The sequence below is a fragment of the Nocardia sp. NPDC060255 genome, assembly GCF_042727395.1.
In the GTDB taxonomy this organism is placed as follows: domain Bacteria; phylum Actinomycetota; class Actinomycetes; order Mycobacteriales; family Mycobacteriaceae; genus Nocardia.
Genome location: NZ_JBHXAU010000019.1, coordinates 164484 through 186934, shown reverse-complemented (window position 1 = coordinate 186934; position 22451 = coordinate 164484). Strand labels below are relative to the sequence as shown.

Annotated in this window: 25 protein-coding genes; 16 read left to right on the top strand and 9 right to left on the bottom strand. The window is 67.2% G+C overall.

The genetic code is table 11. The features are described from left to right. On the top strand, nucleotides 1–266 hold a 266-nt coding region (locus tag ACFWF1_RS30325), incomplete at its 5' end, for an integrase core domain-containing protein (protein ID WP_379322236.1). Here ACFWF1_RS30325 and ACFWF1_RS30320 read toward each other — a convergent pair. Further along, a complete protein-coding gene (locus ACFWF1_RS30320) occupies nucleotides 257–859 on the bottom strand; it encodes an HD domain-containing protein (RefSeq protein WP_379322235.1) in 603 nt (200 codons plus the stop codon). The genes ACFWF1_RS30325 and ACFWF1_RS30320 overlap by 10 nt on opposite strands. 142 nt (nucleotides 860–1001) lie before the next feature. On the opposite strand from ACFWF1_RS30320, the gene ACFWF1_RS30315 reads away from it, so the two are divergent. The 4 genes from ACFWF1_RS30315 to ACFWF1_RS30300 are packed head-to-tail and all read left to right on the top strand — an operon-like array spanning nucleotide 1002 to nucleotide 4037. Then, nucleotides 1002–2165 carry a glycosyltransferase gene (locus tag ACFWF1_RS30315; RefSeq protein ID WP_379283734.1) on the top strand — a complete coding sequence of 388 codons (1164 nt, stop codon included), beginning with the start codon at nucleotides 1002–1004 and terminating at the stop codon, nucleotides 2163–2165. 1 nt (nucleotide 2166) lies between these two features. Beyond that, entirely contained in the window at nucleotides 2167–2571 is a 405-nt protein-coding gene (locus ACFWF1_RS30310; protein WP_379283735.1) for a hypothetical protein, read from the top strand. Nucleotides 2572–2616: 45 nt separating this feature from the next. Then, nucleotides 2617–2808, top strand: coding sequence for a DUF3046 domain-containing protein (locus ACFWF1_RS30305; RefSeq protein WP_357378747.1), 192 nt, complete (start codon nucleotides 2617–2619; stop codon nucleotides 2806–2808). A gap of 2 nt (nucleotides 2809–2810) precedes the next feature. Next, the gene (locus ACFWF1_RS30300; protein ID WP_379283736.1) at nucleotides 2811–4037 is read left to right on the top strand and encodes a phosphotransferase; all 1227 of its coding nucleotides are present in this window, start codon (nucleotides 2811–2813) and stop codon (nucleotides 4035–4037) included. A gap of 3 nt (nucleotides 4038–4040) precedes the next feature. Here ACFWF1_RS30300 and ACFWF1_RS30295 read toward each other — a convergent pair whose 3' ends face one another. Next, entirely contained in the window at nucleotides 4041–4559 is a 519-nt protein-coding gene (locus ACFWF1_RS30295) for a CGNR zinc finger domain-containing protein (protein ID WP_379283737.1), read from the bottom strand. 153 nt (nucleotides 4560–4712) lie between these two features. Between ACFWF1_RS30295 and ACFWF1_RS30290 the strand changes: the two genes are divergently transcribed. The 3 genes from ACFWF1_RS30290 (at nucleotide 4713) to ACFWF1_RS30280 (ending at nucleotide 6606) form a co-directional block, all read left to right on the top strand. Then, on the top strand, nucleotides 4713–5174 hold the full coding sequence (locus ACFWF1_RS30290) for a VOC family protein (RefSeq protein WP_379283738.1): 462 nt from the start codon (nucleotides 4713–4715) through the stop codon (nucleotides 5172–5174). Between the two features lie 69 nt (nucleotides 5175–5243). Then, complete coding sequence (locus tag ACFWF1_RS30285) at nucleotides 5244–6131, top strand: pyridoxamine 5'-phosphate oxidase family protein (protein WP_379283740.1); 888 nt, start codon at nucleotides 5244–5246, stop codon at nucleotides 6129–6131. Between the two features lie 25 nt (nucleotides 6132–6156). Next, nucleotides 6157–6606: a nuclear transport factor 2 family protein gene (locus ACFWF1_RS30280; RefSeq protein ID WP_379283741.1), complete on the top strand. Its 450-nt coding sequence runs from the start codon at nucleotides 6157–6159 to the stop codon at nucleotides 6604–6606. 264 nt (nucleotides 6607–6870) lie between these two features. Here ACFWF1_RS30280 and ACFWF1_RS30275 read toward each other — a convergent pair whose 3' ends face one another. Then, nucleotides 6871–8280: an MFS transporter gene (locus tag ACFWF1_RS30275; protein ID WP_379283742.1), complete on the bottom strand. Its 1410-nt coding sequence runs from the start codon at nucleotides 8278–8280 to the stop codon at nucleotides 6871–6873. A gap of 99 nt (nucleotides 8281–8379) precedes the next feature. Here ACFWF1_RS30275 and ACFWF1_RS30270 point away from each other — a divergent pair, with 99 nt between their 5' ends. The 3 genes from ACFWF1_RS30270 to recX all read left to right on the top strand — a co-directional run bounded on the left by ACFWF1_RS30270 (nucleotide 8380) and on the right by recX (nucleotide 11507). Then, on the top strand, nucleotides 8380–9402 hold the full coding sequence (locus tag ACFWF1_RS30270; protein WP_379283744.1) for an Lrp/AsnC family transcriptional regulator: 1023 nt from the start codon (nucleotides 8380–8382) through the stop codon (nucleotides 9400–9402). A 166-nt stretch (nucleotides 9403–9568) separates the two neighbouring features. Beyond that, nucleotides 9569–10615, top strand: a complete 1047-nt coding sequence (gene recA, locus ACFWF1_RS30265; protein ID WP_379283745.1) for a recombinase RecA — start codon at nucleotides 9569–9571, stop codon at nucleotides 10613–10615. A 343-nt stretch (nucleotides 10616–10958) separates the two neighbouring features. Next, nucleotides 10959–11507 (top strand): recombination regulator RecX, encoded by a 549-nt coding sequence (gene recX / locus ACFWF1_RS30260; protein WP_379283746.1) that lies wholly within the window; start codon nucleotides 10959–10961, stop codon nucleotides 11505–11507. A 25-nt stretch (nucleotides 11508–11532) separates the two neighbouring features. On the opposite strand, the gene ACFWF1_RS30255 is transcribed toward recX, so the two are convergent. Then, nucleotides 11533–11940, bottom strand: coding sequence for a hypothetical protein (locus ACFWF1_RS30255; RefSeq protein ID WP_379283748.1), 408 nt, complete (start codon nucleotides 11938–11940; stop codon nucleotides 11533–11535). 269 nt (nucleotides 11941–12209) lie between these two features. On the opposite strand from ACFWF1_RS30255, the gene ACFWF1_RS30250 reads away from it, so the two are divergent. The 3 genes from ACFWF1_RS30250 to ACFWF1_RS30240 are packed head-to-tail and all read left to right on the top strand — an operon-like array spanning nucleotide 12210 to nucleotide 13765. After that, nucleotides 12210–12431, top strand: coding sequence for a hypothetical protein (locus tag ACFWF1_RS30250; protein ID WP_135232271.1), 222 nt, complete (start codon nucleotides 12210–12212; stop codon nucleotides 12429–12431). A gap of 40 nt (nucleotides 12432–12471) precedes the next feature. Next, nucleotides 12472–12930, top strand: coding sequence for a DUF6879 family protein (locus ACFWF1_RS30245; RefSeq protein WP_379283914.1), 459 nt, complete (start codon nucleotides 12472–12474; stop codon nucleotides 12928–12930). Then, nucleotides 12911–13765, top strand: coding sequence for a helix-turn-helix domain-containing protein (locus ACFWF1_RS30240; RefSeq protein WP_379283750.1), 855 nt, complete (start codon nucleotides 12911–12913; stop codon nucleotides 13763–13765). Before ACFWF1_RS30245 ends, ACFWF1_RS30240 begins: the two co-directional genes overlap by 20 nt. A 3-nt stretch (nucleotides 13766–13768) precedes the next feature. On the opposite strand, the gene ACFWF1_RS30235 is transcribed toward ACFWF1_RS30240, so the two are convergent. From ACFWF1_RS30235 to ACFWF1_RS30215, 5 genes are all read right to left on the bottom strand, one after another. Next, entirely contained in the window at nucleotides 13769–16015 is a 2247-nt protein-coding gene (locus tag ACFWF1_RS30235; protein WP_379283915.1) for a M20/M25/M40 family metallo-hydrolase, read from the bottom strand. Nucleotides 16016–16245: 230 nt separating this feature from the next. Beyond that, nucleotides 16246–17139 carry an amino acid ABC transporter permease gene (locus ACFWF1_RS30230; RefSeq protein WP_379283751.1) on the bottom strand — a complete coding sequence of 298 codons (894 nt, stop codon included), beginning with the start codon at nucleotides 17137–17139 and terminating at the stop codon, nucleotides 16246–16248. After that, nucleotides 17136–17816, bottom strand: a complete 681-nt coding sequence (locus ACFWF1_RS30225; RefSeq protein WP_379283752.1) for an amino acid ABC transporter permease — start codon at nucleotides 17814–17816, stop codon at nucleotides 17136–17138. Before ACFWF1_RS30225 ends, ACFWF1_RS30230 begins: the two co-directional genes overlap by 4 nt. Before the next feature lie 98 nt (nucleotides 17817–17914). Next, the gene (locus tag ACFWF1_RS30220; protein ID WP_379283754.1) at nucleotides 17915–18751 is read right to left on the bottom strand and encodes a glutamate ABC transporter substrate-binding protein; all 837 of its coding nucleotides are present in this window, start codon (nucleotides 18749–18751) and stop codon (nucleotides 17915–17917) included. Nucleotides 18752–18848: 97 nt separating this feature from the next. Then, nucleotides 18849–19577 (bottom strand): amino acid ABC transporter ATP-binding protein, encoded by a 729-nt coding sequence (locus ACFWF1_RS30215; RefSeq protein ID WP_357379363.1) that lies wholly within the window; start codon nucleotides 19575–19577, stop codon nucleotides 18849–18851. A gap of 370 nt (nucleotides 19578–19947) precedes the next feature. Here ACFWF1_RS30215 and miaB point away from each other — a divergent pair, with 370 nt between their 5' ends. Together miaB and ACFWF1_RS30205 are read left to right on the top strand one after the other, a co-directional pair. Further along, nucleotides 19948–21507 carry a tRNA (N6-isopentenyl adenosine(37)-C2)-methylthiotransferase MiaB gene (gene miaB, locus ACFWF1_RS30210; RefSeq protein ID WP_379283755.1) on the top strand — a complete coding sequence of 520 codons (1560 nt, stop codon included), beginning with the start codon at nucleotides 19948–19950 and terminating at the stop codon, nucleotides 21505–21507. Between the two features lie 232 nt (nucleotides 21508–21739). Continuing rightward, nucleotides 21740–22372 (top strand): hypothetical protein, encoded by a 633-nt coding sequence (locus ACFWF1_RS30205; protein WP_379283916.1) that lies wholly within the window; start codon nucleotides 21740–21742, stop codon nucleotides 22370–22372. Nucleotides 22373–22451 lie beyond the last annotated feature (79 nt).

The window sequence follows — 22451 nt, the reverse complement described above, 5'->3', positions numbered from 1 at the left end:
TCGGCAGCGTCGGTGACGCTTATGACAACGCGTTGGCGGAGTCGACGATCGGGTTGTTCAAGACCGAAGCCGTGGCTCGTGAGAGCCCGTTTCTCGCCGGGCCGTTGCGGTCGATCGAGGATGTCGAGTACGCGACGATGGAATGGGTCGACTGGTATAACAATCGGCGGCTACACAGCCTGCTCGGGCACGTCCCACCCGCCGAATGCGAAGCCGCCTACTACGCTCAACAACAGCCATCCCAGCCGGTGATGACTCAACCATGAAGCCGGCCAGAAAGTGGGGGCGGTTCAAGTTCCCTTCGATCTTGGTCGAGTGGTTGCTTGGCGACACGTCTGAGGACCGGGAGCCAGGAGTCGAGGGGTGCAACGGTGAGGCCGACAACTTTGCCCGCGTCATCGGCGCGGCGCAGGGCGAGGGCGGCCTCGAAGTCAGGGTCGATCTCGAACTCGGCGATCTCGGCAGTGTTCATCGGGCCGCCCTGCGCGATCAAGGTGCGCTGGCTGGAGGGGGACAGTCCCTCGGTGTGTGCCGAATCCGTGGCCGCCAGATAGCGTTTCGCGACCACGTGCAGCTCGACCAAGCGGGCGACGCGCGCGCCGAGCAGCTCGCGGATGGCGTTCGCGCCATGCCTGCCGTGACCCGCGTCATCACCGGGGACGAGTTGATGACCGATGTCGTGCACCAGCCCGGCGACCTGCAGCTCCTCATCCCGCGGAAACCGCTGCCGCAGCAATTCCGCGCACTGCCGATCGTGGTCGAGGATGTCGACCGGATCGCCGCTGCGATCCGGCATGTCCCACACGTCCTCGCCGTTGGCCAGCAACACCATCAATTCGTCCACCGTGGACACCAGCATGATCGCTCCACTCTCCGACACCAATTGGTCTAGACCATAGCGTCGCCTGCGGTGGAGGTCACGTGAAGTTCTGCTGTCGAGCAGGTGAAGACGCGGGACACGGATGCCACCAGGCCGGAAGACGGTGTGGCACGCTATGCGGATGCGAGTAGCCGTAGTCGCGGGACCCGATCCCGGGCATGCGTTTCCCGCCATCGCGTTGTGCTTGCGTTTCCTGGCCGCCGGTGACGAGCCGGTGCTGTTCACGGCCCCGCGCTGGTTCGATGCCGCACGCGAGGCCGGAATCGGCGTCCGTCGCCTGAAGGGCCTGGCCCCGCGCCCGGCCGACGACGACACCGACGCGGGCCAGCGCATCCACGAGCGCGCCGCGCACATCTCCACCGAGATCCTGCCCGACCTCGGCGCCATGCTGCCGGAACTGGTCGTCTCCGATGTGCTCACCGCCGGTGGCGGTTTGGCCGCGGAACGTCTCGGCGTCCCGTGGGTCGAGCTGTCCCCGCACCCGCTGTATCTACCGTCGAAAGCCTTGCCGCCCATCGGAAGTGGCCTCGCCCCCGGCGAGGGGCTGCGCGGGCGGATGCGGGACAACGTGTTGCGCACCATGACCGCCCGCGACATCCGCAACGGTCTGCGTCAGCGTGAACATGCCCGCGAGGGTGTCGGACTGCCCGCCACCGACCCGGGCCCCGCCGCCCGCCTGATCGCCACCCTCCCCGCGTTGGAGGTGCCGCGACCCGACTGGCCCGAGAACGCGCACGTCATCGGCCCGCTCTTCTGGGAACCCACCGATGCGATCCTGGCACCCCCGCCGGGCGACGCACCGTTGGTGATGGTCGCCCCCTCCACCGCCCACACCGGCGTGACCGGCATGGTGGAGACGGTCCTCGACGCACTCGCGGGCGCCGATGTGCGCGTGGCGATCTCGACCCTCGACACCCCACCGGCCGATCTGCCGCCTTGGGCGACAGCGGGTCTGGGCCGCCAGGACGAACTTCTCACGCACGCTTCGGTAGTCGTCGGTGGCGGCGGTCACGGCTTGCTCGCCAAGTCACTGTCGGCCGCCGTGCCCGTCGTCACGATTCCTGGCGGCGGTGACCAATGGGAACTCGCCAACAGGGCAGTGCGCCAAGGAAGTTCACTCCTCGTCCGCCCGCTGACTCCGGCTGCCGTCCGCGCCGCAGTCCTGGAGATCCTGTCGACTCCGCACTTCGCCGCCGCCGCGAAGGCAGCAGCATCGACGGCCGCGGACGTCGCCGACCCGATCCAGCTGTGCCATCAGGTCCTCGACACCGTCCGCGCGAGTTAGCATGGCCGACCTCGAGTGCCGTCGTTGCAAGCGACCCGTCCGCGTAAACCGCAGCCACTACGACGTATTCGAGCAGATGCACTACGTCTGCTTCCACTATGAATTCGAGCACGACGCGTTCAATGATGGGGATCCGGACGAGGACTGCGGCGTCCCCGGATGTCCATCGGCCCCGGCCATCCGGCAAGAGGAGCGGCTGGCCGCAACCGTCCGCGCCTTGCTCGACGACTGGTCGGATGGCCCACCGGCGAACTGGGACAACCGTTCGATCCCGGACTACCTCGCCGCGTTGCTGAGCCAGCTCGAGAACGCCAACGGCCACTACGCCAGTCGCGGAACTCCGATCCAGTGGAACAGCTGGGAAGTCATCCAGGAGCTGCTCCGCGCCGCCACTGTCGGCGAGTAACGGGGCAGGTGGGGGTCGCGGGTCGGCGCGGGTATCTTGGGCACGGTGCGATTGACGGAGTTCCAGGAGCTGTTGCATACCGAATTCGGGTCGGCCCGCGGCGATGCCCTGCTGGCCGATCACGTGATCCCGTCGTTGGGGCGGACGGGCTCCGCTGCCATCGAGGCGGGGGTCGATCCGCGCGATGTCTGGCGGGCGCTCTGCTCGGAGTTCGACGTGCCGCGCGGGCGGTGGTGAGCGTGCCCGGCCAGGCGGTGGACCAAGACGGGCCGCTGTATCGGTTCGACGATCGCGAGCGGATGATTCCGGTCGATCCGCAGCGGTTGGCGGCGCGGCTGGCGAAGGCCGAGCCGGTCGACTTCGCCGGATTCCGGCAGACCGGGATCGAGGCGATGCTGCTCGGGCGCTACGACCAGGCGCTCGATCTGCTGGACCGGGCGCTGGAACTCGTGGACACCGAGGAACGCCGGATCACGGTGTGGATCAACCTCGGTGACGTCTATCGCTATCAGGGCGACGCCGCCACCGCCGAGACGCTGTACCGCCGGGCCGTCGAGCACGCGCGGGTGGCCGCGCCGGACGTGCTGTCGTTCGCCGTGCAACACCTCGGAAAGGCGCTCGCCGAACAGGATCAGCTGACCGAAGCCCATGCGTTGCTGCGTGAGGCGCTCGACTTGCGTGCGGCCGAGGGCGATTCGGAGTTGATCGAATCCACCCGGGTCGCGTTGGAAAGGCTGCCCGCGCTGCCGATTCCGTTGCCGCCGAAGGTCGCCGCGCTGCTCGGTGCCGCGCCGACCTGGTCGGCCGAGCACGAGGGGCGAAGCGGCGGTGTCGCGTTCGTCAACGAAACCTATTGGGTCAAGCGGGGACCGAAGGCTGTTGCCGAACACGAGCGGCTGAACTGGCTGCGCGACCGGGGCATTCGGCTCCCGGAGATCGTCGCGTTCGAGGGTGATGTGCTGGTGCTCGCCGATGCGGGCGCTTCGAGCCTCGCCGCAGGTTCCGGTGCGGCGTCGGTGGGCGCGGTCATGGGTGAGCTACTGCGCAGGCTGCACAGCATTCCGATCGCCGAGTGTCCCTTCGACGGCCGCCTCGACGTCGTGCTGACCCAGGCGCGGCGCCAGGTGATCGAGGGCTTGGTCGACCTGGACGACTTCGAGGAAGAAAACCGGGACCTCGGCCCGGGAAACGTACTGGCGCAACTGCTCGCCGAGCGTCCCGACCACGAGGACCTGGTCGTGGCGCACGGCGACTTCACGCCACCCAACGTGCTGGAAGGCGCGATCCTGCTCGACGTGGGCGCCCTCGGCTTGGCCGACCGGTACCGCGACCTCGCGCTTGCGGTGCGCGACCTGCGCGACGACTTCGACGAGGGCGAGGTGGCCGCCTTCTTCGCCGCGTACGGCCTCACCGAACCGGATCACCGCCGCCTGGAGTACTACCGCCTGCTCGACGAATTGTTCTGAGGCTCAAGGCTTCTTCGCGTAGTGGCGGGCCGCCTTGGTGCGGTTGCCGCACGTCGCCATCGAATGCCAGCGGCGGGTGCCGTTTTTCGAGGTGTCGTAGAAGAACAGCACACAGTCGGGGTGGGCGCACTGGCGGATGCGGTCCGGTGCCTCGCCGAGTAGGTGCAGCAGGTTGTCGGCCGCCAACCATGCGGGCAGCCAGGTGCTATCGGGGACGTCGATGACATTCTCGGGTCCGGCGTCGGTGAGGGTGCGCCGGATGCGGCCGTGGTCGAGGACCTCGTTCAGCGCAATATGCGTGGCGCTCCGCACCACGTCGTAGATGGCGGTGCGCGCGGCGAGGAGCGCGTCGAGGGTCGCCTGGTCGGCGGTCGTGCGATCGGCCAGCCCGGCCGAGTTCAGCCACACGGTGAGACCGGCCACGTCGGTGAGCAGGTCCTGTGGCCGGCCGTGCTGATTCCACCGCGTGTCCAGCAGGTCGAGTGCCAGCGGTTCGCCGAGGTGGGGGCGTGGATCGTGCATGACTGAGGGTATCCAGCTCCTTCTGGTGATCGTGACGACTACCGGTTCTCTAACCGGTTAAGCATAGTTTACAGGTTGACTCGACCTGCCGACTGTGGTTATCGTCTAACCAGTCAAACCGATAAAGACGGTTTGCCGCTGGAGGAGGATTACATGACCACGGTCGCCGCACCCCAACTCGCCACCGGGCACATCGGCCTGAACGTCTCCGACCTGGATCGTTCGGTCGATTTCTACCGCCGCGCACTGGGTTTCGAGCAGCTCACCGCGAGCACCGACGGTGACCGGAAATGGGCGTTCCTCGGCGCGGGCGGCAAGCTCTCGCTGACGCTGTGGCAGCAGAGCGCGGGTGCGTTCTCCGCCGAAACCCCTGGCCTGCACCATCTTTCGTTCCAGGTCGACACCATCGACCAGGTGCGCGCGATCGAGGCGGCGCTGCGCGCACAGTCGGTGCCCATCGTCCACGACGGCGTCGTCGCGCACGGCGAGGGCACGGCCTCCGGCGGCATCTTCTTCACCGACCCCGACGGCATCCGCCTGGAGGTTTACGCGCCGACCGGCGCCGAATCCGCGCCTGCGCCCAGCGGCGAGGCGCCGACCTGTGGATTCTTCTGAGCCACAGCGTTGTTGAACGTTCCGGCGGCGCCGGCCGTCGTCGGCGCATTTCCGTGAAGGAGTATTGCGATGCCGCCCTTCCACTCCGGTGAACTCGCCGTCCAGCAGCGGATGGGTCAGGCGGAGATCGCCGATCGGGTCGGCCGGTCGATCCGCGCCGACATCCCCGCTGTTGCCGCCTCGTTCCTGGCCGAGCAGCCCATGGTGGTGATCGCCGCCGCCGATGACACGGGCAGGCTGTGGGCGAGCGAACTGGTCGGGCCGCCGGGCTTCGTGCATGCCGTCGACGCGGACACTATCGCCGTCGATACACGGCCTATCGCGGGAGATCCGTTGCGGGAGGCGCTGACTCACCCCGCTCGAATCGGCATGATCGCCCTGCAACCGCAGCGGCGCAGGCGGATGCGCATCAACGGCACCGCGACCACCGCGCGCGGCGGCTTGCTCATCGATACCGAGCAGGTCTACGCGAACTGCCCGAAGTACATCACCCGCAGGCACATCGAGTCGTACCGGCCGGATGTCGAGCCGCCACTGCCGCGGCACAGCACCGAACTCGATGCACGCCAGCAGGCGACTGTCACGGCGGCCGACGCGTTCTTCGTCGCCACCGCCGACACCCATGGCAACGCCGACGCCTCGCATCGCGGCGGCAATCCCGGCTTCCTGCAGGTGCTTTCACCGACTCGGCTGCGCTGGCCCGACTACCGGGGCAACTCGATGTTCATGACACTCGGGAACATCGAGGTGAACCCGCGCTGTGGCATCCTCATCCCCGACTGGGCCACCGGCGGCACCCTCCAGCTCACCGGAACAGCCGAGTTGACCTGGGCACCAGAAACTTTCGCCGCCGGTGCGCAATGCTCGATCGACTTCACCATCACCGAGGTCATCGAACGCCCCGGCGCGGGCCCGCTGCGCTGGGGTCCACCCGAACTATCCCCGGTCAACCCCTGAGCTACCTCAAGATAAGGAGTCGTTCGTGCGACCTCCACTGCCACCCTTCGACCTCGAATCCGCCAAGGTCAAGGTGCTCGCCGCCGAAAACGCCTGGAACACCCGCGATCCGGAGAAGGTCGCCGCCGCCTACACCGCGGACTCGGTGTGGCGTAACCGGGACGAGTTCTTCACCGGCCGCCCCGCCATCATCGAATTCCTCACCCGCAAATGGGCTTCGGAGAACGGCTACGCGCTCCGCAAGGACCTCTGGGCCTTCGAAGGCAACCGCATAGCGGTGCGCTTCCAATACGAATGGCACGACGAATCCGGCCAATGGTGGCGCAGCTACGGCAACGAACAGTGGGAATTCGCTCCCGACGGTTTGATGTCCCGCCGAGAGGCCAGCATCAACGACGTCCCCATCCCCGAATCCGCCCGCCGCATCTTCGGCCCCCGCGCCTCCGGCGACGACTCGGCCTTACCTCAGCAGTAGCTCGCCCAACGGGACATGATGGCGGCAAAGTGCGAGTGAGTCTGCCACCATGTCCCGGTTGATCATGACCGGGCGACTGTTGGCTGGCTGCCTCCGGCCGCGCGCACCGAATATGTTGGCGCGCACGAGATCATCAGCGAATGCATGCGCGGCACGAGAGTCCATGCGCTGCGGCAGAGCGCGGGTGCATGGTGGGCGGCCTAGATGTGGTGAGCCGAGACGGCGCCGTCCGAGGTGGACGGCGCCGTTGTCGGGCAACCCGTATCAGGCGGCGACGACCTGCTGCTCGATGTTGTCCAAAGTCACGATGGGGCGTTGGCGGTGGAACAAGACGAAGGCGATCACTCCGAACACGATGCCGACGGCCGCGGCGACCGTGAACGCCGCATCGAGCCCAGCTGTGAAGTGCGCCAATGTCATAGCCTGGTCCGCACCCGCGACCCCACGGAATACCGTGCCCAGCACCGCGACTCCGAGCGCGAGCCCCAGCTGCCGTGCCGTATTCACCGCTCCCGCCGCGGTGCCACCCTGGTGCGGCGGCACCGCCGCCATACCCACCGATACGAGCGCGGGCGCGTTGATGCCGATTCCCGCGCCGATCACCACGAGCCCGGGAATCAGTGCCGGCCAGGATGATCCGGCGTCGATCAACGTGAGCAGTCCGGTGCCGATGCCGACCAGCACCAGTCCCGCGCCGATGGTCCACTTCGGGGGAGCGTCGTGCATCAACCGGCCGAACACCCCGGCGACCAGGAACGCGGTCGCGGCCATCGGCAGCATCGCCAATCCCGCGTGCAGCGGCGTCATCCGCAATTGCTGCTGCAACCAGATCGAAACCAGGGGAGTGCTGGCGAAAGCTGCGAACGTCTGCCCGCTCGCCCCGAGCAGCGTCGCCCCGAAGTCGCGATTGCGCAGCAGCGCCAGGGGGAACATCGGTGCCGCACTGCGGGATTCGACGACCGCGAAGACCGCCACCGCGACGACGCCCAGTACCAGCGCGCTGACCGCGCGACCCTCCGACCAGCCGTGCTCACCGCCGCGGATGACGCCGTAGGTGAGCGCGGTCGCCGCGGTGGCGAAGGCGAGCATCCCGGGCACGTCGACGGCCCGGTCCGCCCGCCGCACCGAAGCGGGAAACACGCTGGCGGTCAACGCGATCGCCAGCACCGCGATCGGCAGGTTGACGAAGAAGATCCACCGCCACGACAACGCCTCGGTCAGCACGCCGCCGAGCACCACCCCGATGCCCGCCGCCGCACCGGACACCGCACCCCAGACGCCGAAGGCGATGCCGCGGTCGCGTCCGGTGTAGGTCGAGTGCAGCAGTGATAGCGTGGTCGCGAACATGGCCGCGCCGCCGATCCCCTGAAGTACCCGCCCCGCAATGAGATTCGACGCGGTGTCGGCGATTCCGCAGCCGAGCGAGGCGAGCGCGAACAGGACGAGCCCGGCGAGATAGGCGCGTTTCGCGCCGACCCGATCGGCGAGCGAACCGAGCACGAGCAACAGCGCCGCCAAGGCCAGCGCGTAGCCGTCGACCACCCATTGCAGGTTGGACAGCCCGGCGTGCAGATCGGTCGCGATCTCGGGCAGCGCGACATTCACGATGGTGACGTCGATGAGGAGCATCAGCGTGCCGAGGCACGCGGCGAGCAGGGGGAGCCATTTCTTCACAGGGGGCCTCCACGGCGGAATCGAACGATATCGACGCCAAGCGTGCGGCAATCGAACGTATCGCCATAGCCGGGCGACCTATCACGTTAGATTCCTCCTATGCCGCACGATATCGTCTCGGAATCCTCCGCACTGGACGTTCTGGATCGACAGATCCTGCACGCGCTGGTGCACGACGCCCGGATCCCGTTCGCCAAGCTCGGCGCCATCCTCGACGTCTCCGAGCAGACTGTCGCGCGGCGCTACCGTTCGCTGCGCGAGCGCGGCATCATGCACGTGTCCGGGCAGGTGAACGCGGTGCCGCTCGGGCACGCGCGGTGGGTGCTGCGGATCAAGTCGACACCGGACAAAGCGCTGCGGCTGGCCGAATCATTGGCCAGATTCCCGGATTTGAGCTGGGTCACGCTGCTGTCCACCGGTTCCGAGGTGACCTGTGTCAGCAGGCCGCGCTCCCTCGAACGCCGCGACGCGCTGCTGCTGCACACGCTGCCGCGGGCGAGTCAGGTGCGTGAGGTCACCGCGCACGAGGTGATGCACCGGTTCGAGGCCGACGAGGAATGGCCGCGCTTCAGTCACCTCTTCACCGACCAGCAGCTGCGCGACCTGGGTCCGCAGCGTTCCAGACTGGCGGGTACCGGACCGGATACACCGCCGGACCTGACGCGCGAGGACGAGGCGATGCTCGCGTTGCTCGGCCGCGACGGGCGCGCGCCCTACGCGCAGATCGCGGCCGAAACCGGTTGGACCGCACCACGAGTCGCGCGGCGGATGACCGAGCTCGCCCAGTCCGGCGTGCTCTATTTCGACCTCGATTTCGCGACCGAACGGATGGGGCACACCGTGCGCGGGGCGCTGTGGCTGCGGGTCCGCCCGGCCGATCTGGACGCGGTCGGCCGGGCGATGGCGACCCACCCCGAGATCGTGTTCGTGGCCGCGACCACCGGCCCGACCAACATGATGGCGTCGATCCTCTGCCGCGACACGCCCCACCTCTATCGCTACATCACCGAACGGCTCGGCGCGTTGGACGGCATCACCGACCTCGAGGTGACACCCTCGCTGCGCGTGTTCAAGCAGGCACAGACGCTGCTCGACAGCGACCGGGTGTCGCTGGTGCGCTGACCCGCGGCGTTTGCCGAGACCGCGAAGTTCGAGCGCGTGTTCGTGGGCGCGTCGCTTGACTCGAACACGTGTTCGTCTAATCTTGGCGCCAGAACTTGTCGGTGCCGCCCTCTAATGTTGGCGCCAACCACAGCAGAGACTTACCCGTCGAAAAGGGGATCAAGACATGGCACCACAGGCGTACGACCGCGACAAGGCTCTCGAACTCGCTCTTGCTCAGGTGGAGAAGAACTTCGGCAAGGGCGCGGTCATGCGTCTCGGTGATGAGGTACGTCAGCCCCTCGCGGTGATCCCGACCGGCTCCATCGCGCTGGACGTGGCGCTGGGCATCGGCGGCCTGCCGCGCGGCCGCATCGTCGAGGTCTACGGCCCGGAATCCTCGGGTAAGACCACCGTCGCGCTGCACGCGGTGGCCAACGCGCAGGCCGCGGGCGGTGTCGCCGCGTTCATCGACGCCGAGCACGCGCTCGACCCCGATTACGCCAAGAAGCTGGGTGTCGACACCGACGCGCTGCTCGTCTCGCAGCCGGATACCGGTGAGCAGGCGCTGGAAATCGCGGACATGCTGGTCCGCTCCGGCGCCATCGACATCATCGTCATCGACTCGGTGGCCGCCCTGGTGCCGCGCGCCGAGATCGAGGGCGAAATGGGTGACAGCCACGTCGGTCTGCAGGCCCGCCTGATGAGCCAGGCGCTGCGCAAGATGACCGGCGCGCTCAGCAACTCCAACACCACCGCCATCTTCATCAACCAGCTGCGCGAGAAGATCGGCGTGATGTTCGGTTCTCCCGAGACCACCACGGGCGGCAAGGCGTTGAAGTTCTACGCCTCGGTCCGCCTCGACGTGCGCCGCATCGAGACGCTCAAGGACGGCACCGACGCGGTCGGCAACCGTACCCGGGTGAAGGTCGTGAAGAACAAGGTCAGCCCGCCGTTCAAGCAGGCCGAGTTCGACATCCTCTACGGCCACGGCATCTCCAAGGAGGGCTCGCTCATCGACATGGGGGTCGAGCACGGCTTCGTGCGTAAGTCCGGCTCCTGGTACACCTACGAGGGCGATCAGCTCGGCCAGGGCAAGGAGAACGCCCGCAAGTTCCTGCTGGAGAACGTCGACATCTGCAACGAGATCGAGAAGAAGATCAAGGAGAAGCTCGGCATCGGCGCCGATGTGACCGCGGATGCGGCTGCCGCCGAGGTCCCCGCCGATTTCTGATCCGATGAACAGCCGACGCCAGTCCCCACCGCGCCGGACCGCGCCCGACGAGTCGCGGTCCGAGCCGGTGCAGGAGATGCGCCGCCGGCTCCATGAACTCCTGTCCGCCTCTGGTGCCGCCACCGATCCGGTTGGATCTTGGCCCGGCGAACAGGACCCCGGACGAGTTCGTTCGGCCGAAGGTGGTTCGGCCGAAACGGACACGTTGGGAACTCGGTCGAGCGCGTCCGATCCGCAGCGGGCGCGTTCGACTGGGTCCGGCCGCGGACGACGAAAGTCGTCCCGGCGCACAGACTCCCAGTCGGCTGACTCCGAACATGCCGAAGGCCGATGGGCGGATCCGGTGGCGGCCGGATCCGAGCGGGGTGCCCGCTCTACGGAGCTCACCCCGCCAGGCGGGACGGTCGAGCAGGCGAAGGAGGCATGTCTTCGCCTGCTCGCCGTCCGCGCCCGCAGCCGCGCCGAACTCGCGCAACGCCTCGCGGCCAAGGGCTACAGCCCCGAGATCACCGACCCGGCCCTCGACCGGCTCACCGAGGTCGGCCTGATCGACGACGCCGCCTTCGCCGAAGAGTGGGTGCACGCCCGGCACACCTTCTCCGGCAAGGGCAAACAGGCGCTCGCCCAGGAACTCCGCCGCAAAGGTGTCGCCGATGCCGACGCCGCGCCCGCCCTCGACGCCATCAGCTCCGACGACGAGGAATCCCGCGCCCGCGACCTCGTCCGCCGCAAACTCCGCAGCATCCCACCCGGCCTCGACCGCGACAAAACCATCCGCCGCCTGGTCGGCATGCTCGCCCGCCGCGGCTACAACCAGTCCACCGCCTTCACCGTGGTGAAATCCGAACTGTCCCAAGCCGAAATCGACACCTCGGACCTCGACCAGGACTAACGGCAAGTCACTTCCTCACTGGACGTCAGTTCGGATATTCGACGCCGTCAGGCCGCTGCCCCTCCGCAGCGTCGTCGAGGACCATTGCCGCCTTGGCCTCTCCGGGAGCGGGCCAGCGTTCTGTCGGTAAGACCCAGCGGGCGTAGGTGTTTTCCGGGTTCACCGTGATCACGTCGCAGACTTGCACCACCATATCCAGCTCGTCGGCCAGATGGGCGAGGGTTGGGATGACGACGGCATCCGCGCGTACCCGTGCGATTGTGTTCAGTAGCTGTGACACCGGCTCATCGGTGTGCGCGCCGAAGGCCACGATCTTGGCCAGTTCGTAGCCGAGTCTCTTTGCCACACTGCGGATCTGCGTCTCGTCCCAGACCTGCGATATCCCCGACACATCGCGGCGCAGATAGCCGATCGCGGTAGGCCGTCCCCACATCCCCAGTTGCCCTCTCGTCGGTTGCTCGTCTCCGTGCAATCTCCGAGATTAGAAGTGGCCAGTGCCGGTTGGATAGCATGTTGCGAAAGGTTGCGAGAGTGATGCACCGTGCGGCTACACGGCTCGGCCGCGCTGGCGGATTCCACTGCGCAGCATACATATTCAGTAGTTCCCAGGTGTACTTTTCCCTTGACCCGCGGTCCGGAAAGGCGCGACAATCGACACGCTCGGGGCAACAGTTCGCAACATCCCATGACAAGGGGTCAACGATGCGTCTGACTTTTATCGGCGAGGATCCGGGCTCGAATCCGAACGGTTCGCCCACGGTGTATCGCACCGACCGCGATTCGTGGATCGTGCAGGGATGGGTAGTGACCGACCCCGAGGCGCTGGCCCACATGAACATTCCGCAGGGCGAAACCTGCGTGGAGATCCCGGACCGGATGATTCAGTTCTTCAGGAAGGGGGACCGTGGCATCGATAGCCTATGAAGAGTTCGAGCGATTACTGGACGAGTTCGTTGTGGAGTCAATGCATCTGGAGACTCGGGACACCTATAGAACGGCGGTCGAGCTGCCACACATCGCACAGTGGACCGCCGGCGAGCCCGACGACCTGGTCTGGCTGCAGGACTGGTGCGCAACGGTCCGCGACCATGTGTCGGCGGGCCGGTCGGTGCGCCGAGCCAGGATCGTGTCGGAACCGCTGAGCGATTATCAGCGCTGGTCCCACAGCATCGCCGCGCCGATGGTGGCGGCGGGCGAGGACATTCGCTGGGTGCCGCGGCGCTTGACGTCGTCGGTGGCCATCCCGGGCAACGACTTCTACCTCCTGGACAACCGACTCGTGGTCTTCCTCCACTACGCGGGCAGCGGCGTGGCCACCGACCAGGTCACCTCCGTCGATCCGCACGATATTCAGCTGTGCCGCACCGCCTTCGAGGCCGTGTGGCGGCTGTCCATACCGCACCGTGACTACCGGCCCAGCTAGTTCCGCGCAGGAGGCCCGACGGGCCCTCGGCAGTCGGCTGCGGGAGATCCGCAAAGCCGCCGGTATCACGATTCGTCAGCTCGGCGCAGAGACTGGTCAACATTTCACTCGGGTCTCCAAGATCGAGAACGGTGTGCAGTTCCCGACCGATCGCGACATCCGCGCCTGGTGCCAGGTCTGCGCCGCCGTCGATCAGGAACTCGACCTGGTCGCTACCCTGCGCGCGGTCGACTCGGCCTACCTGGAATACCGGCGGCAGAGCCGGGCGGGCATGAAGCGGGTGCTCGGCGCCCACACACCCGAGCGGTACCAGGCGACGAAGGTGTTCCGCATCTACGAACACAACGTCATTCCGGGACTGTTCCAGACGGCGGAGTACACCGCGGCCATGCTGTCGTTCTGGATCCGCTTTCTCGACACCCCCAACGACATCGAGGAAGCCGTCGCCGTGCGGATGGAGCGGCAACGCGTCCTGCATCGCGGCGGCAAACGGTTCGTGGCCGTGCTCGAGGAGCAGGCGCTGCGCACCTGGTTCGGCACGGCGGAAGTTCAAGTGGGACAGCTGGGTCGGCTGCTGGAGCTGATGTCGATGCCGAACATCTCGCTCGGCATCATTCCCCTGATGATCGAACGCGAGGCGGTCGGTTCCACCGGCTTCTGGATCTTCGACGACGCCATGGTCGCCCTGGAAACGCCGACCGCGGGCATTCAGGTCACCCAGCCCGCCGAGTGCGCGATGTATGCGCGCATGTTCGAGGTGCTCAAGGGCGCGGCCGTCTACGGCCGCGACGCACGAGGACTCATCCTGCAGGTGCTGAGTGAACTGGACGGATAGCGGTCACAGTCCAGGGATCGTGACGAAGACGGCGCCCAGACTGTCCTGGCGGAAGAAGATGTCGGCCGGGGGATTTCGGAAGGACGGGATGCCGGAGTCGGGGAGCCAGGTGTAGTCCACCAGTTGCAGCGACAAGGGTCCGGCCGGTGCGACCACCTGGACGTCGATGCCGTCAGCAGCGGGTGCGTAGAACTGGAAGCCAGTTTTCGGCACCGGCGTCACGTCGCGGCCCGCCACCCGCAGCGAGGTGGGCGCGTTCTCGTAGCGCAGGGCGATGCTGGTCGCGCCGCGGTGGGAACGGAGCCGGAGCTGGACGGTGCGTTGTCCGGATTCTGTTGTGTCGGAGAGGATTTGGGCGGTCGGCGGCGAGAGTTTCTCGGCAGGCGCGAGGCCGCTCGCGACGATGGTCGGCCAGAGCTGGGCGAATCGCTGACCGGGCTCGGTGTCGTTGACGAGGTGGCGGGTCCAGCGATCGGGAGTCTCGCGCGAGAGCCACAGCGCCTCGTTCCGGTCGGCGTCGAGCGCGTAGATGAGCTGCGACGGCAGCGGATGCTGATCGTCGAAGCGGTCCACCGCCAGCCCGGTGGCCGCGAGCACCAGCGCGAGGACGAACGCGGCCGACGGAATCGCCCAGCCGCGCCGATCCGGCCACGCCTGAGTGAGGGTGAGCAGCAGCAGCCCGCCGAGCAACACCACCGCAGGCGCGACCAGGAACGGGGCCGTGGTGATGCCGGTCTGCAACGCGGGCCATGTTGCGCTGCCGACAAATATCGCCGCCGGGACGAGGAAGACGGTGAGCACTGGCAGCCGCCAGCGTTCGGGCACCGCGAAGGTGGCCGCCACCCCCAGCGTCGCGCCGAGGGTGGGCACCACCAGTACGTGTGCGGTGGCGGGCGCGAGGATCGCGAGCACCCCGCCCAGCAACGCCAGGCAGCACAGCAGCCCGGCCACCGCGGCGGTGGTGCCGAACAGGCGTCGCGCGATGGCATACCAAGCGACGAGCACCGCCGCGGACAGCACGAGGATCGCCACGTAGTAGAACTCGGGCCGATACGGGTCGCCGATCAGCGGCCGGTACTCCGGCCGAATGACCTGCACCACTTCCCACAGCCCGTACACCGCGCCGGTCGCCAGCGGCGCCGCGACGAAAGCGGTAGCGGCAGCACCGAGTATCCGCCGCACACTGGTCTCGCCCGCCCGCCGGAGCTGCCAGCACAGCCACGCCACACCGACGACGGTGACCGCCGCCAGCGCGATGATCACCCAGAACGGCAGCACCACAAGCAGACCGAACGGCAACTGGAAGTACGTGCGATCGGTGTCGTCCGCGGCGGTGAGATCCTTGCCGCCGAACTCCTCGATCAACGCGAGGCTGTTGTCGCCCATCTGCTGCACCGTCGCCAGGTCCACGTGCGCCGGGTCGTCATAGCGATTGTGGTAGTACGCACTTCGACCGGCGAACGCCCAGTCCAGCACGCGCAGCCCGGCCGGCTTGAACGAGGTGAAGTCGGTGTTGCTGCCGGTCTGCGCACCGGCCAGCGTCGTGGTCAACGAGTCGGTGTTCGGATGCGGCGCGACGTGCTCGACGGCGTCGATCAGCGCGCCGTCGGGATGGGTGGTGCGCCACAACAACACCGGGCCGCCCGCCCCGCGCGCCTCATTGTTGATGACCACACCGGTATTTCGACCGTTACTCGCCGCGACGAACGCTTCCGCGCCGAGCAGCCCGGCCTCCTCCCCATCGGTCAGCAGCACAACAACGTCGTTACGCAACGCGGTGCCGCCGGCCCGCAGCGCACGCACACTTTCCAGCGCCGCCGCGACCCCGGCCCCGTCGTCGTTCGCGCCGGGCCCGGAGGCGACGGAATCATAGTGCGCCGTCAGGAAAACCGTTCCGGTCGAATTCGTCCCCGGTATCCGAGCGACGATGTTGGCGACCCGCCCCATCCCGAGCACGTCCCGCTGCAGCCCGGTCGGGTACCGCCCCACCCCTTCTTGAATCTCGGTATCCACCCCGAGCTTGCGCAACTCCCCGACAAGATGGTCTCGAACCAGATCATGGTCCGCCGTACCGATCGGATGCGGCCGCTGCGCGATCTCCTGCACCACCCGAAACGCACGCTCAGCGCTGAAAACATCGGCCGGCGCGTCCGCGGAGCGATGCCCATGCGGCTGTTGATCCCACGCGGTCAGCAACACCACGGCCAACAGCACAGCAAACGCCACGAACCCGGAAACCCGTCGCCCCATCCGCACGCCCGCGATCGTAGCCCGCCGCACCGACCAAGTACGCGCCCCCAATATCTACGCCCCGAACCCCGCAGATCCCGCGCACAGATTCTCGACCCGCGTATGAATCCGCTGGCAGTTTCGTGCGCGGCGGGCAAACCGGTGCGCTGGAGGCGCCCTCGCGAATACGAAAGACGGTGCGCTGGAGCGGGTTACCGCGTCCAGCGCACCGTCTGGCGGTGCTTGATCGACTACTTTTTGGTGAGGTCCATTCCCGGCGCGGCATCGGTGAGGATCGACTCGGCCGTGAGCACGGCGACCTTGCCCTTCTTGCGGGTGCGCAGCCGCTGTTCCAGCTTGGTCGCGGTGAACGTCAGCGCACTGTTCAAGATGATCATGACGATCGCGACCACGATCAGCGACGGGATCGTGTTCTGTTGCGCCGCACCGAGTTGCTGGCTGGAGCGTACGATCTCGACATAGGTGATCTGATAGCCGAGCGCCGAATCCTTCAGCGCGACAACCATCTGCGAGACCAGCGCGGGCAGCATGGCGGTGATCGCCTGCGGCAGCAGGATCAACCGCATCAGCTGGTTCTTGCGCATGCCGAGCGCGACCGCCGCCTCGGACTGCCCCTTCGGCAGCGAACGGATACCCGCGCGCACGATTTCGGCGATGACCGACCCGTTGTAGATGGTCAACGCGATCACGACCGCGGCGAGCGCCAGTTGATCGGACGGGAACAGCTGCTTCTGGGAGAACAGCGCGAACAGGAAGATCATCAGGATCAGCACTGGGATGGCACGGGCCACCTCGACGATCGCGCCGGCGACCCAGCGCACCACCCGATGTTCGGACAGTCGCAGGATGCCGAAGATCATGCCGATGACCAGCGCGAACACGATCGACAGCAGGGCCGCGACGACGGTGCCCTTCAAACCGGGCAGCAGATACGTCTGCCAGACCTCGAGGTCGGTGAACGGCTTCCACTTGGCGGCCGTGAACTGGTCGTGGCTGGCGAACCCGCGGTAGAGCACCCAGAGGAACGCCGCCACCGCGACGACGACGACCACCGAGTAGATGCGGTGCCGAACGCGTCCCTTGGGGCCGGGCGCGTCGAAGAGAACCGAAGGCGCGGTAGTCATCGGGCCACCTCGTATCGTTTGGCGAGCCAGCCGAAGAGCAGCCCGGTCGGCAGGGTCAGGATGACGAAGCCGAGCGCGAAGATGGCACCGACGGCGATGACGGCTGCCTCGTTCTCGTTGACTTCGGCCATCAGGCTGGCAGCTTCGATGACGCCGATGGCGGAGGCGATCGTGGTGTTCTTGGTCAGCGCGATCAGCACGCTGCCCAGCGGTGCGATGACCGTACGGAAGGCCTGCGGCAGCACGATGAGCCGCAGATTCTGGGTGAAGGTCAGGCCGAGTGAACGGCCCGCCTCGGACTGGCCCATGGCCACCGTGTTGATACCGGACCGCAGCGACTCACAGACGAAAGCGCCGGTATAGATGCTGAATCCGAGGATGGCGTAGCGGAAGTTGTTGTTCGCCACCGAGTCCGGACCATCGGCCGCGAGGTGCCAGCCCATCGTGGTGTACAGACCGAGCGACATGAACAGGATGATCAGGGTGAGCGGGGTGTTGCGGAAGATGGTGACGTAGGCGGTGCCGACCGCGCGGGCGATCGGTACTGGGGACACACGCAGCGCAGCGACGATGGTGCCCAGGATCAGCGCGCCGACCGCCGAGAGGACGGTCAGTTTGATGGTCACCCAGAAGGCGTCGAGGATTTTGTCGTCATACCTCGAGATCAGGTCGAACACGGCGTACGTGTCCCTCCCATCGGGTCTCGATTGTCAGGGGGAAGAGTGCGGCGGGTGGCCTGATCCGTGGGAGCAGGCCACCCGTGCGGGGTGAAAACTCAGTACCGGTTGACCTTCGGCGGTTCCGGCGCCTGGTATCCCGAGCCGCCGACGGACGCGTCGAAGGCCTTCTTCCAGGAACCGTCGGCGAAGATCGCCTCGATCGCGTCGTTGACCTTGTCGCGGAGCTCCTTGTCGCCCTTCTTGAGGCCGATGCCGTAGTTCTCCGTGGTGAACGGCTTACCGACGACCTTGAACGCACCCGTGCTCTGTGCGGCGTAGCCGGCCAGGATGATGTCGTCGGTGGTCACGGCGTCCCACGAGCCGGCGCGCAGGCCCTCGAGGCACACCGAGTAGGTGTCGTTCTGCTGCAGCTGGGTGTCGGGGAAGTTCTTCTCGATGTTCTGCGCCGGCGTGGAGCCCTTCACCGAGCAGACCTTCTTGCCCTTGAGGGTTTCCGGGGTCGAGATGTCGGTGTTGTCGGAGCGCACCAGGAACGACTGTCCCGCAACGTAGTAGGGGCCGGCGAAGTCGACCTTCTGCTTGCGCGCGTCGGTGATCGAGTAGCTGGCCACGATGTAGTCGACCTGGCCGTTCTCGATCAGCGTCTCGCGCTGGCTGGACGGCGATTCCTTCCAGGTGATGCCCTCGGGCTTCACCCCGAGCTTGCCCGCGACCAGCTTGGCGACCTCGACGTCGAAGCCGCTGTAGGAGCCGTCCTTGTTGCGCAGGCCGATGCCCGGCTGGTCGAACTTGATACCGATGGTCAGCTTGCCGTTCTTGGCGTGATCCAGGGCGGACTTGCTGTCACCGCCGCCGCACGCGGTGGCGGTCGCGGCGACGACGGTCAGCGCGATCGCGCCGACTCCGAGTCGCAGAGCACGGTTGATCCTCATCGAGTTTCCTTCTCCCTCTCATGGGTTTGCTGGCCGTGTCCGTGGGACGAGGCCGTCCTTCGGTTCGGCACGAGCTCAGCGGGTCGATCTCTATGGTTCAGTGGCTCAATATCTTGCCGAGGAAGTCCTTGGCACGTTCGGACTTCGGCGCGGTGAAGAACACCTCGGGTTCGGCGTCCTCCACCACCTGGCCGTCGGCCATGAACAGGACCCGGTTGCCCGCGCGGCGGGCGAAGCCCATCTCGTGGGTGACGACCAGCATGGTCATCCCGTCCTTGGCCAGCGAGACCATCACGTCGAGCACCTCCTGGACCATTTCCGGGTCCAGGGCCGAGGTCGGCTCGTCGAACAGCATCACCTTGGGGTTCATCGCCAGCGCGCGGGCGATGGCGACGCGCTGCTGCTGGCCACCGGAGAGCTGGGCCGGGTACTTGTCGGCCTGGTTGCCGATGCCGACCCGGTCGAGCAGTTCCATGGCGTGCGTGCGCGCCGCGTCCTTCTTGATCTTGCGGACCTTCATCGGCGCGAGCATGACGTTCTCCAGGATCGTCTTGTGCGCGAACAGGTTGAACGATTGGAAAACCATGCCGACGTCGGCGCGCAGCGCGGCCAGGCCGCGGCCTTCGGCGGGCAGCGGGACACCGTCGATGGCGATGTCACCGGAGTCGATGGGTTCGAGGCGGTTGATGGTGCGGCACAGCGTCGATTTCCCGGAGCCCGAGGGCCCCAGAACAATGACTACCTGTCCCTTGGGGACTTCCAGGTCGATGTCCCGCAGCACGTGCAATTCACCGAAGTGCTTTTGCACGTTGCGCATCGAGATCATCGGCGCGCTGGCGGCGCTGGCGTCCCCGGTTGAAGCGTTCCCGGTTGTATCGGGCGCGGCGGCGTCGTCGGTCATGGTCCAAGACTGTAAAGGCAAAATGTGGATTTGCCCGAGTTTCCGCGACACACCGTTTTGGCACGCCGCCGTGACACGTCACGTTAACCGGATCGACCGGTTCGTCCGGATCGCCGGTTTCGCGGCCGTGGGCGAGCCCGCCGCCGTCGCGCAGTGCCTGATCAGGGGCTGTGTGAGTGAGCAAGGCCACTGCCGCGAGGGAGCGGGCCGACGGCTAACGCGCCGTCGCTTGACGGCGCATTCGCAAATTGCATGCCCCCAAAATTGGGGTTGGGCGTGCCCGTACCCTGGACCCGTGGAATCGATCGGACAGGCAGTGTTGACTCCCACCCACCTCGCCTCTGAAGGCACCCGCAGCTATGAGGTCCGCACCTTCGGCTGCCAGATGAACGTGCACGATTCCGAACGCTTGTCCGGACTCCTGGAGGACGCGGGGTACGTGAAGGCCGCGCCCGGCGCGACGGCCGACCTGGTCGTGCTCAACACCTGCGCGGTGCGCGAGAACGCCGACAACAAGCTCTACGGCACCCTCGGCCATCTGGCGTCGATCAAGGCCGACCAGCCCGGCATGCAGATCGCCGTCGGCGGCTGCCTGGCACAGAAGGACCGCGGCACGGTCGTGCGCAAGGCGCCGTGGGTGGATGTGGTGTTCGGCACACACAACATCGGCTCGCTGCCCGTCCTGCTGGAACGCGCGCGGCACAATGCCGAGGCGCAGGTGGAGATCCTGGAGTCGCTGGAGGCGTTCCCGTCGAGCCTGCCCGCCAAGCGCGAGTCCGCGTACTCGGGCTGGGTGTCGATCTCGGTGGGCTGCAACAACACCTGCACCTTCTGTATCGTTCCGTCGCTGCGCGGCAAGGAGGTCGACCGCCGCCCCGGCGACGTGCTCGCCGAGGTGCAGGCGCTGGTCGACCAGGGCGTGCTGGAGGTGACGCTGCTCGGGCAGAACGTGAATGCCTACGGCGCCTCGTTCGCCGATCCGGACGAGGCCCGCGATCGCGGCGCGTTCGCCAAGCTGCTGCGCGCGTGCGGAAACATCGATGGACTGGAGCGAGTGCGCTTCACCTCGCCGCACCCGGCCGAATTCACCGACGACGTGATCGAGGCGATGGCCGAGACGCCGAACATCTGCCCGCAGTTGCACATGCCGCTGCAGTCCGGTTCGGACAAGGTGCTCAAGTCGATGCGCCGGTCCTACCGCAAGGCGCGCTACCTCGGCATCATCGAGAAGGTGCGCGCGGTGATGCCGCACGCCGCGATCACCACCGACATCATCGTCGGGTTCCCGGGGGAGACCGAGGAGGACTTCCAGGAGACCCTGGACGTGGTGCGGCAGGCGCGATTCACCAGCGCCTACACCTTCCAGTACTCCAAGCGGCCCGGCACCCCGGCCGCCGATATGCCCGATCAGCTGCCGAAAGCCGTTGTGCAGGAACGGTATATGCGGCTCATCGCGTTGCAGGAGGAAGTCTCGCTCGACGCGAACCGGGAGCTCATCGGCACCGAGGTCGAACTGCTGGTCGCCGACGGCGCGGGCAAGAAGAACGCCGCCACCGCGCGGATGAGCGGCCGGGCCCGCGACGGCAGGCTGGTGCATTTCCGGCCGGGCGGCACACCGGAGTCGATCCGCCCCGGCGACCTCGTCACCGTCGATATCACCGAGGCGGCACCGCATCACCTGATCGCCGACTCGCCGATCAAGTCGCATCGCCGCACCGCGGCCGGTGACGCGCACGAACGGGGCGTCACGCCGAAGACCGAACCGATCGGCGTCGGCCTCGGACTGCCCCGCATCGGCGCGCCCGCGCCGGAACCGGTCGCGGCCGCGGGCTGCTCGACCGGTTGCGGCGCATGAGTCGGCGAATCGCAGACATCGCCCGGGCACTGGGTCATGCTGGAGCCGAACGCGATCCGCGACGCGGATCGCGCGGGCCGGAACCGCATATCGGCAAGGGGGCAGCGTGAACGACAAGCCTGGCGACAACGGCTTCGTGGCCGGCGGTGCGGAACCCGACCAGCCCGCGAACCGCAAACCTACTACCGACGGTAGTGGGTCGGCCGAGGCGAACGAACCCGGTGCTGGCACAGTGGACGCGGGCACGGCAGCGAACCACGAACAAGCCGAACGAAACGAGGGTTCAGTGAACTCGGTCGAGAGCAGCAACTTCGAGCAGTTCCGCGACGACCTGGACGCGGTGGAACGCCGCATCGCGGGCGAGATCGACCCCGGCGTGCGCGCCATGGTGGTGGCCGGCGCGGTGTTCGTCCTGTTGCTCTCGCTGGTGCTGCCGCACGCCGGCGGCGCACGCGGTTTCGACGTGCTGCTCGGCACCGAGGCCGCCCGGATGGAGCACATCGGGCTGCCGTCCCGGATCTTCGTCTGGTTCCTGGTGGTCTTCGGCGTCGGCTTCTCGACCCTGGCCCTGATGACCCGCCGCTGGTTCCTGGCCTGGATCGCGGTCGCGGGCACCGCCATCACCAGCGTCTTCGGCGTCTTCTCCATCTGGCACCGCCAGACCCCCGGCATCAACAACTACCACGGTGCGGGCCCTGCCGTCGGCCTCATCCTCGGCACCATCGCCGCGATCGTGTTGACGTTCCACTGGATTCGCGTCGTCTGGAGCCGCACGGCCTTGCAACTGGCCGCCGAAGAACAACGCCGCAACGCCTCAGCGGCCGCCGAGGAACGCGACCGCCGTCGCCTCACCGGCGAAAACTAGCGACCGAAGGCGCCCTTCAGTCCCCCAGACACACCGAAGGCCACCTTCGGTCGATCGCATGCAGTCGACTGAAGGTGGC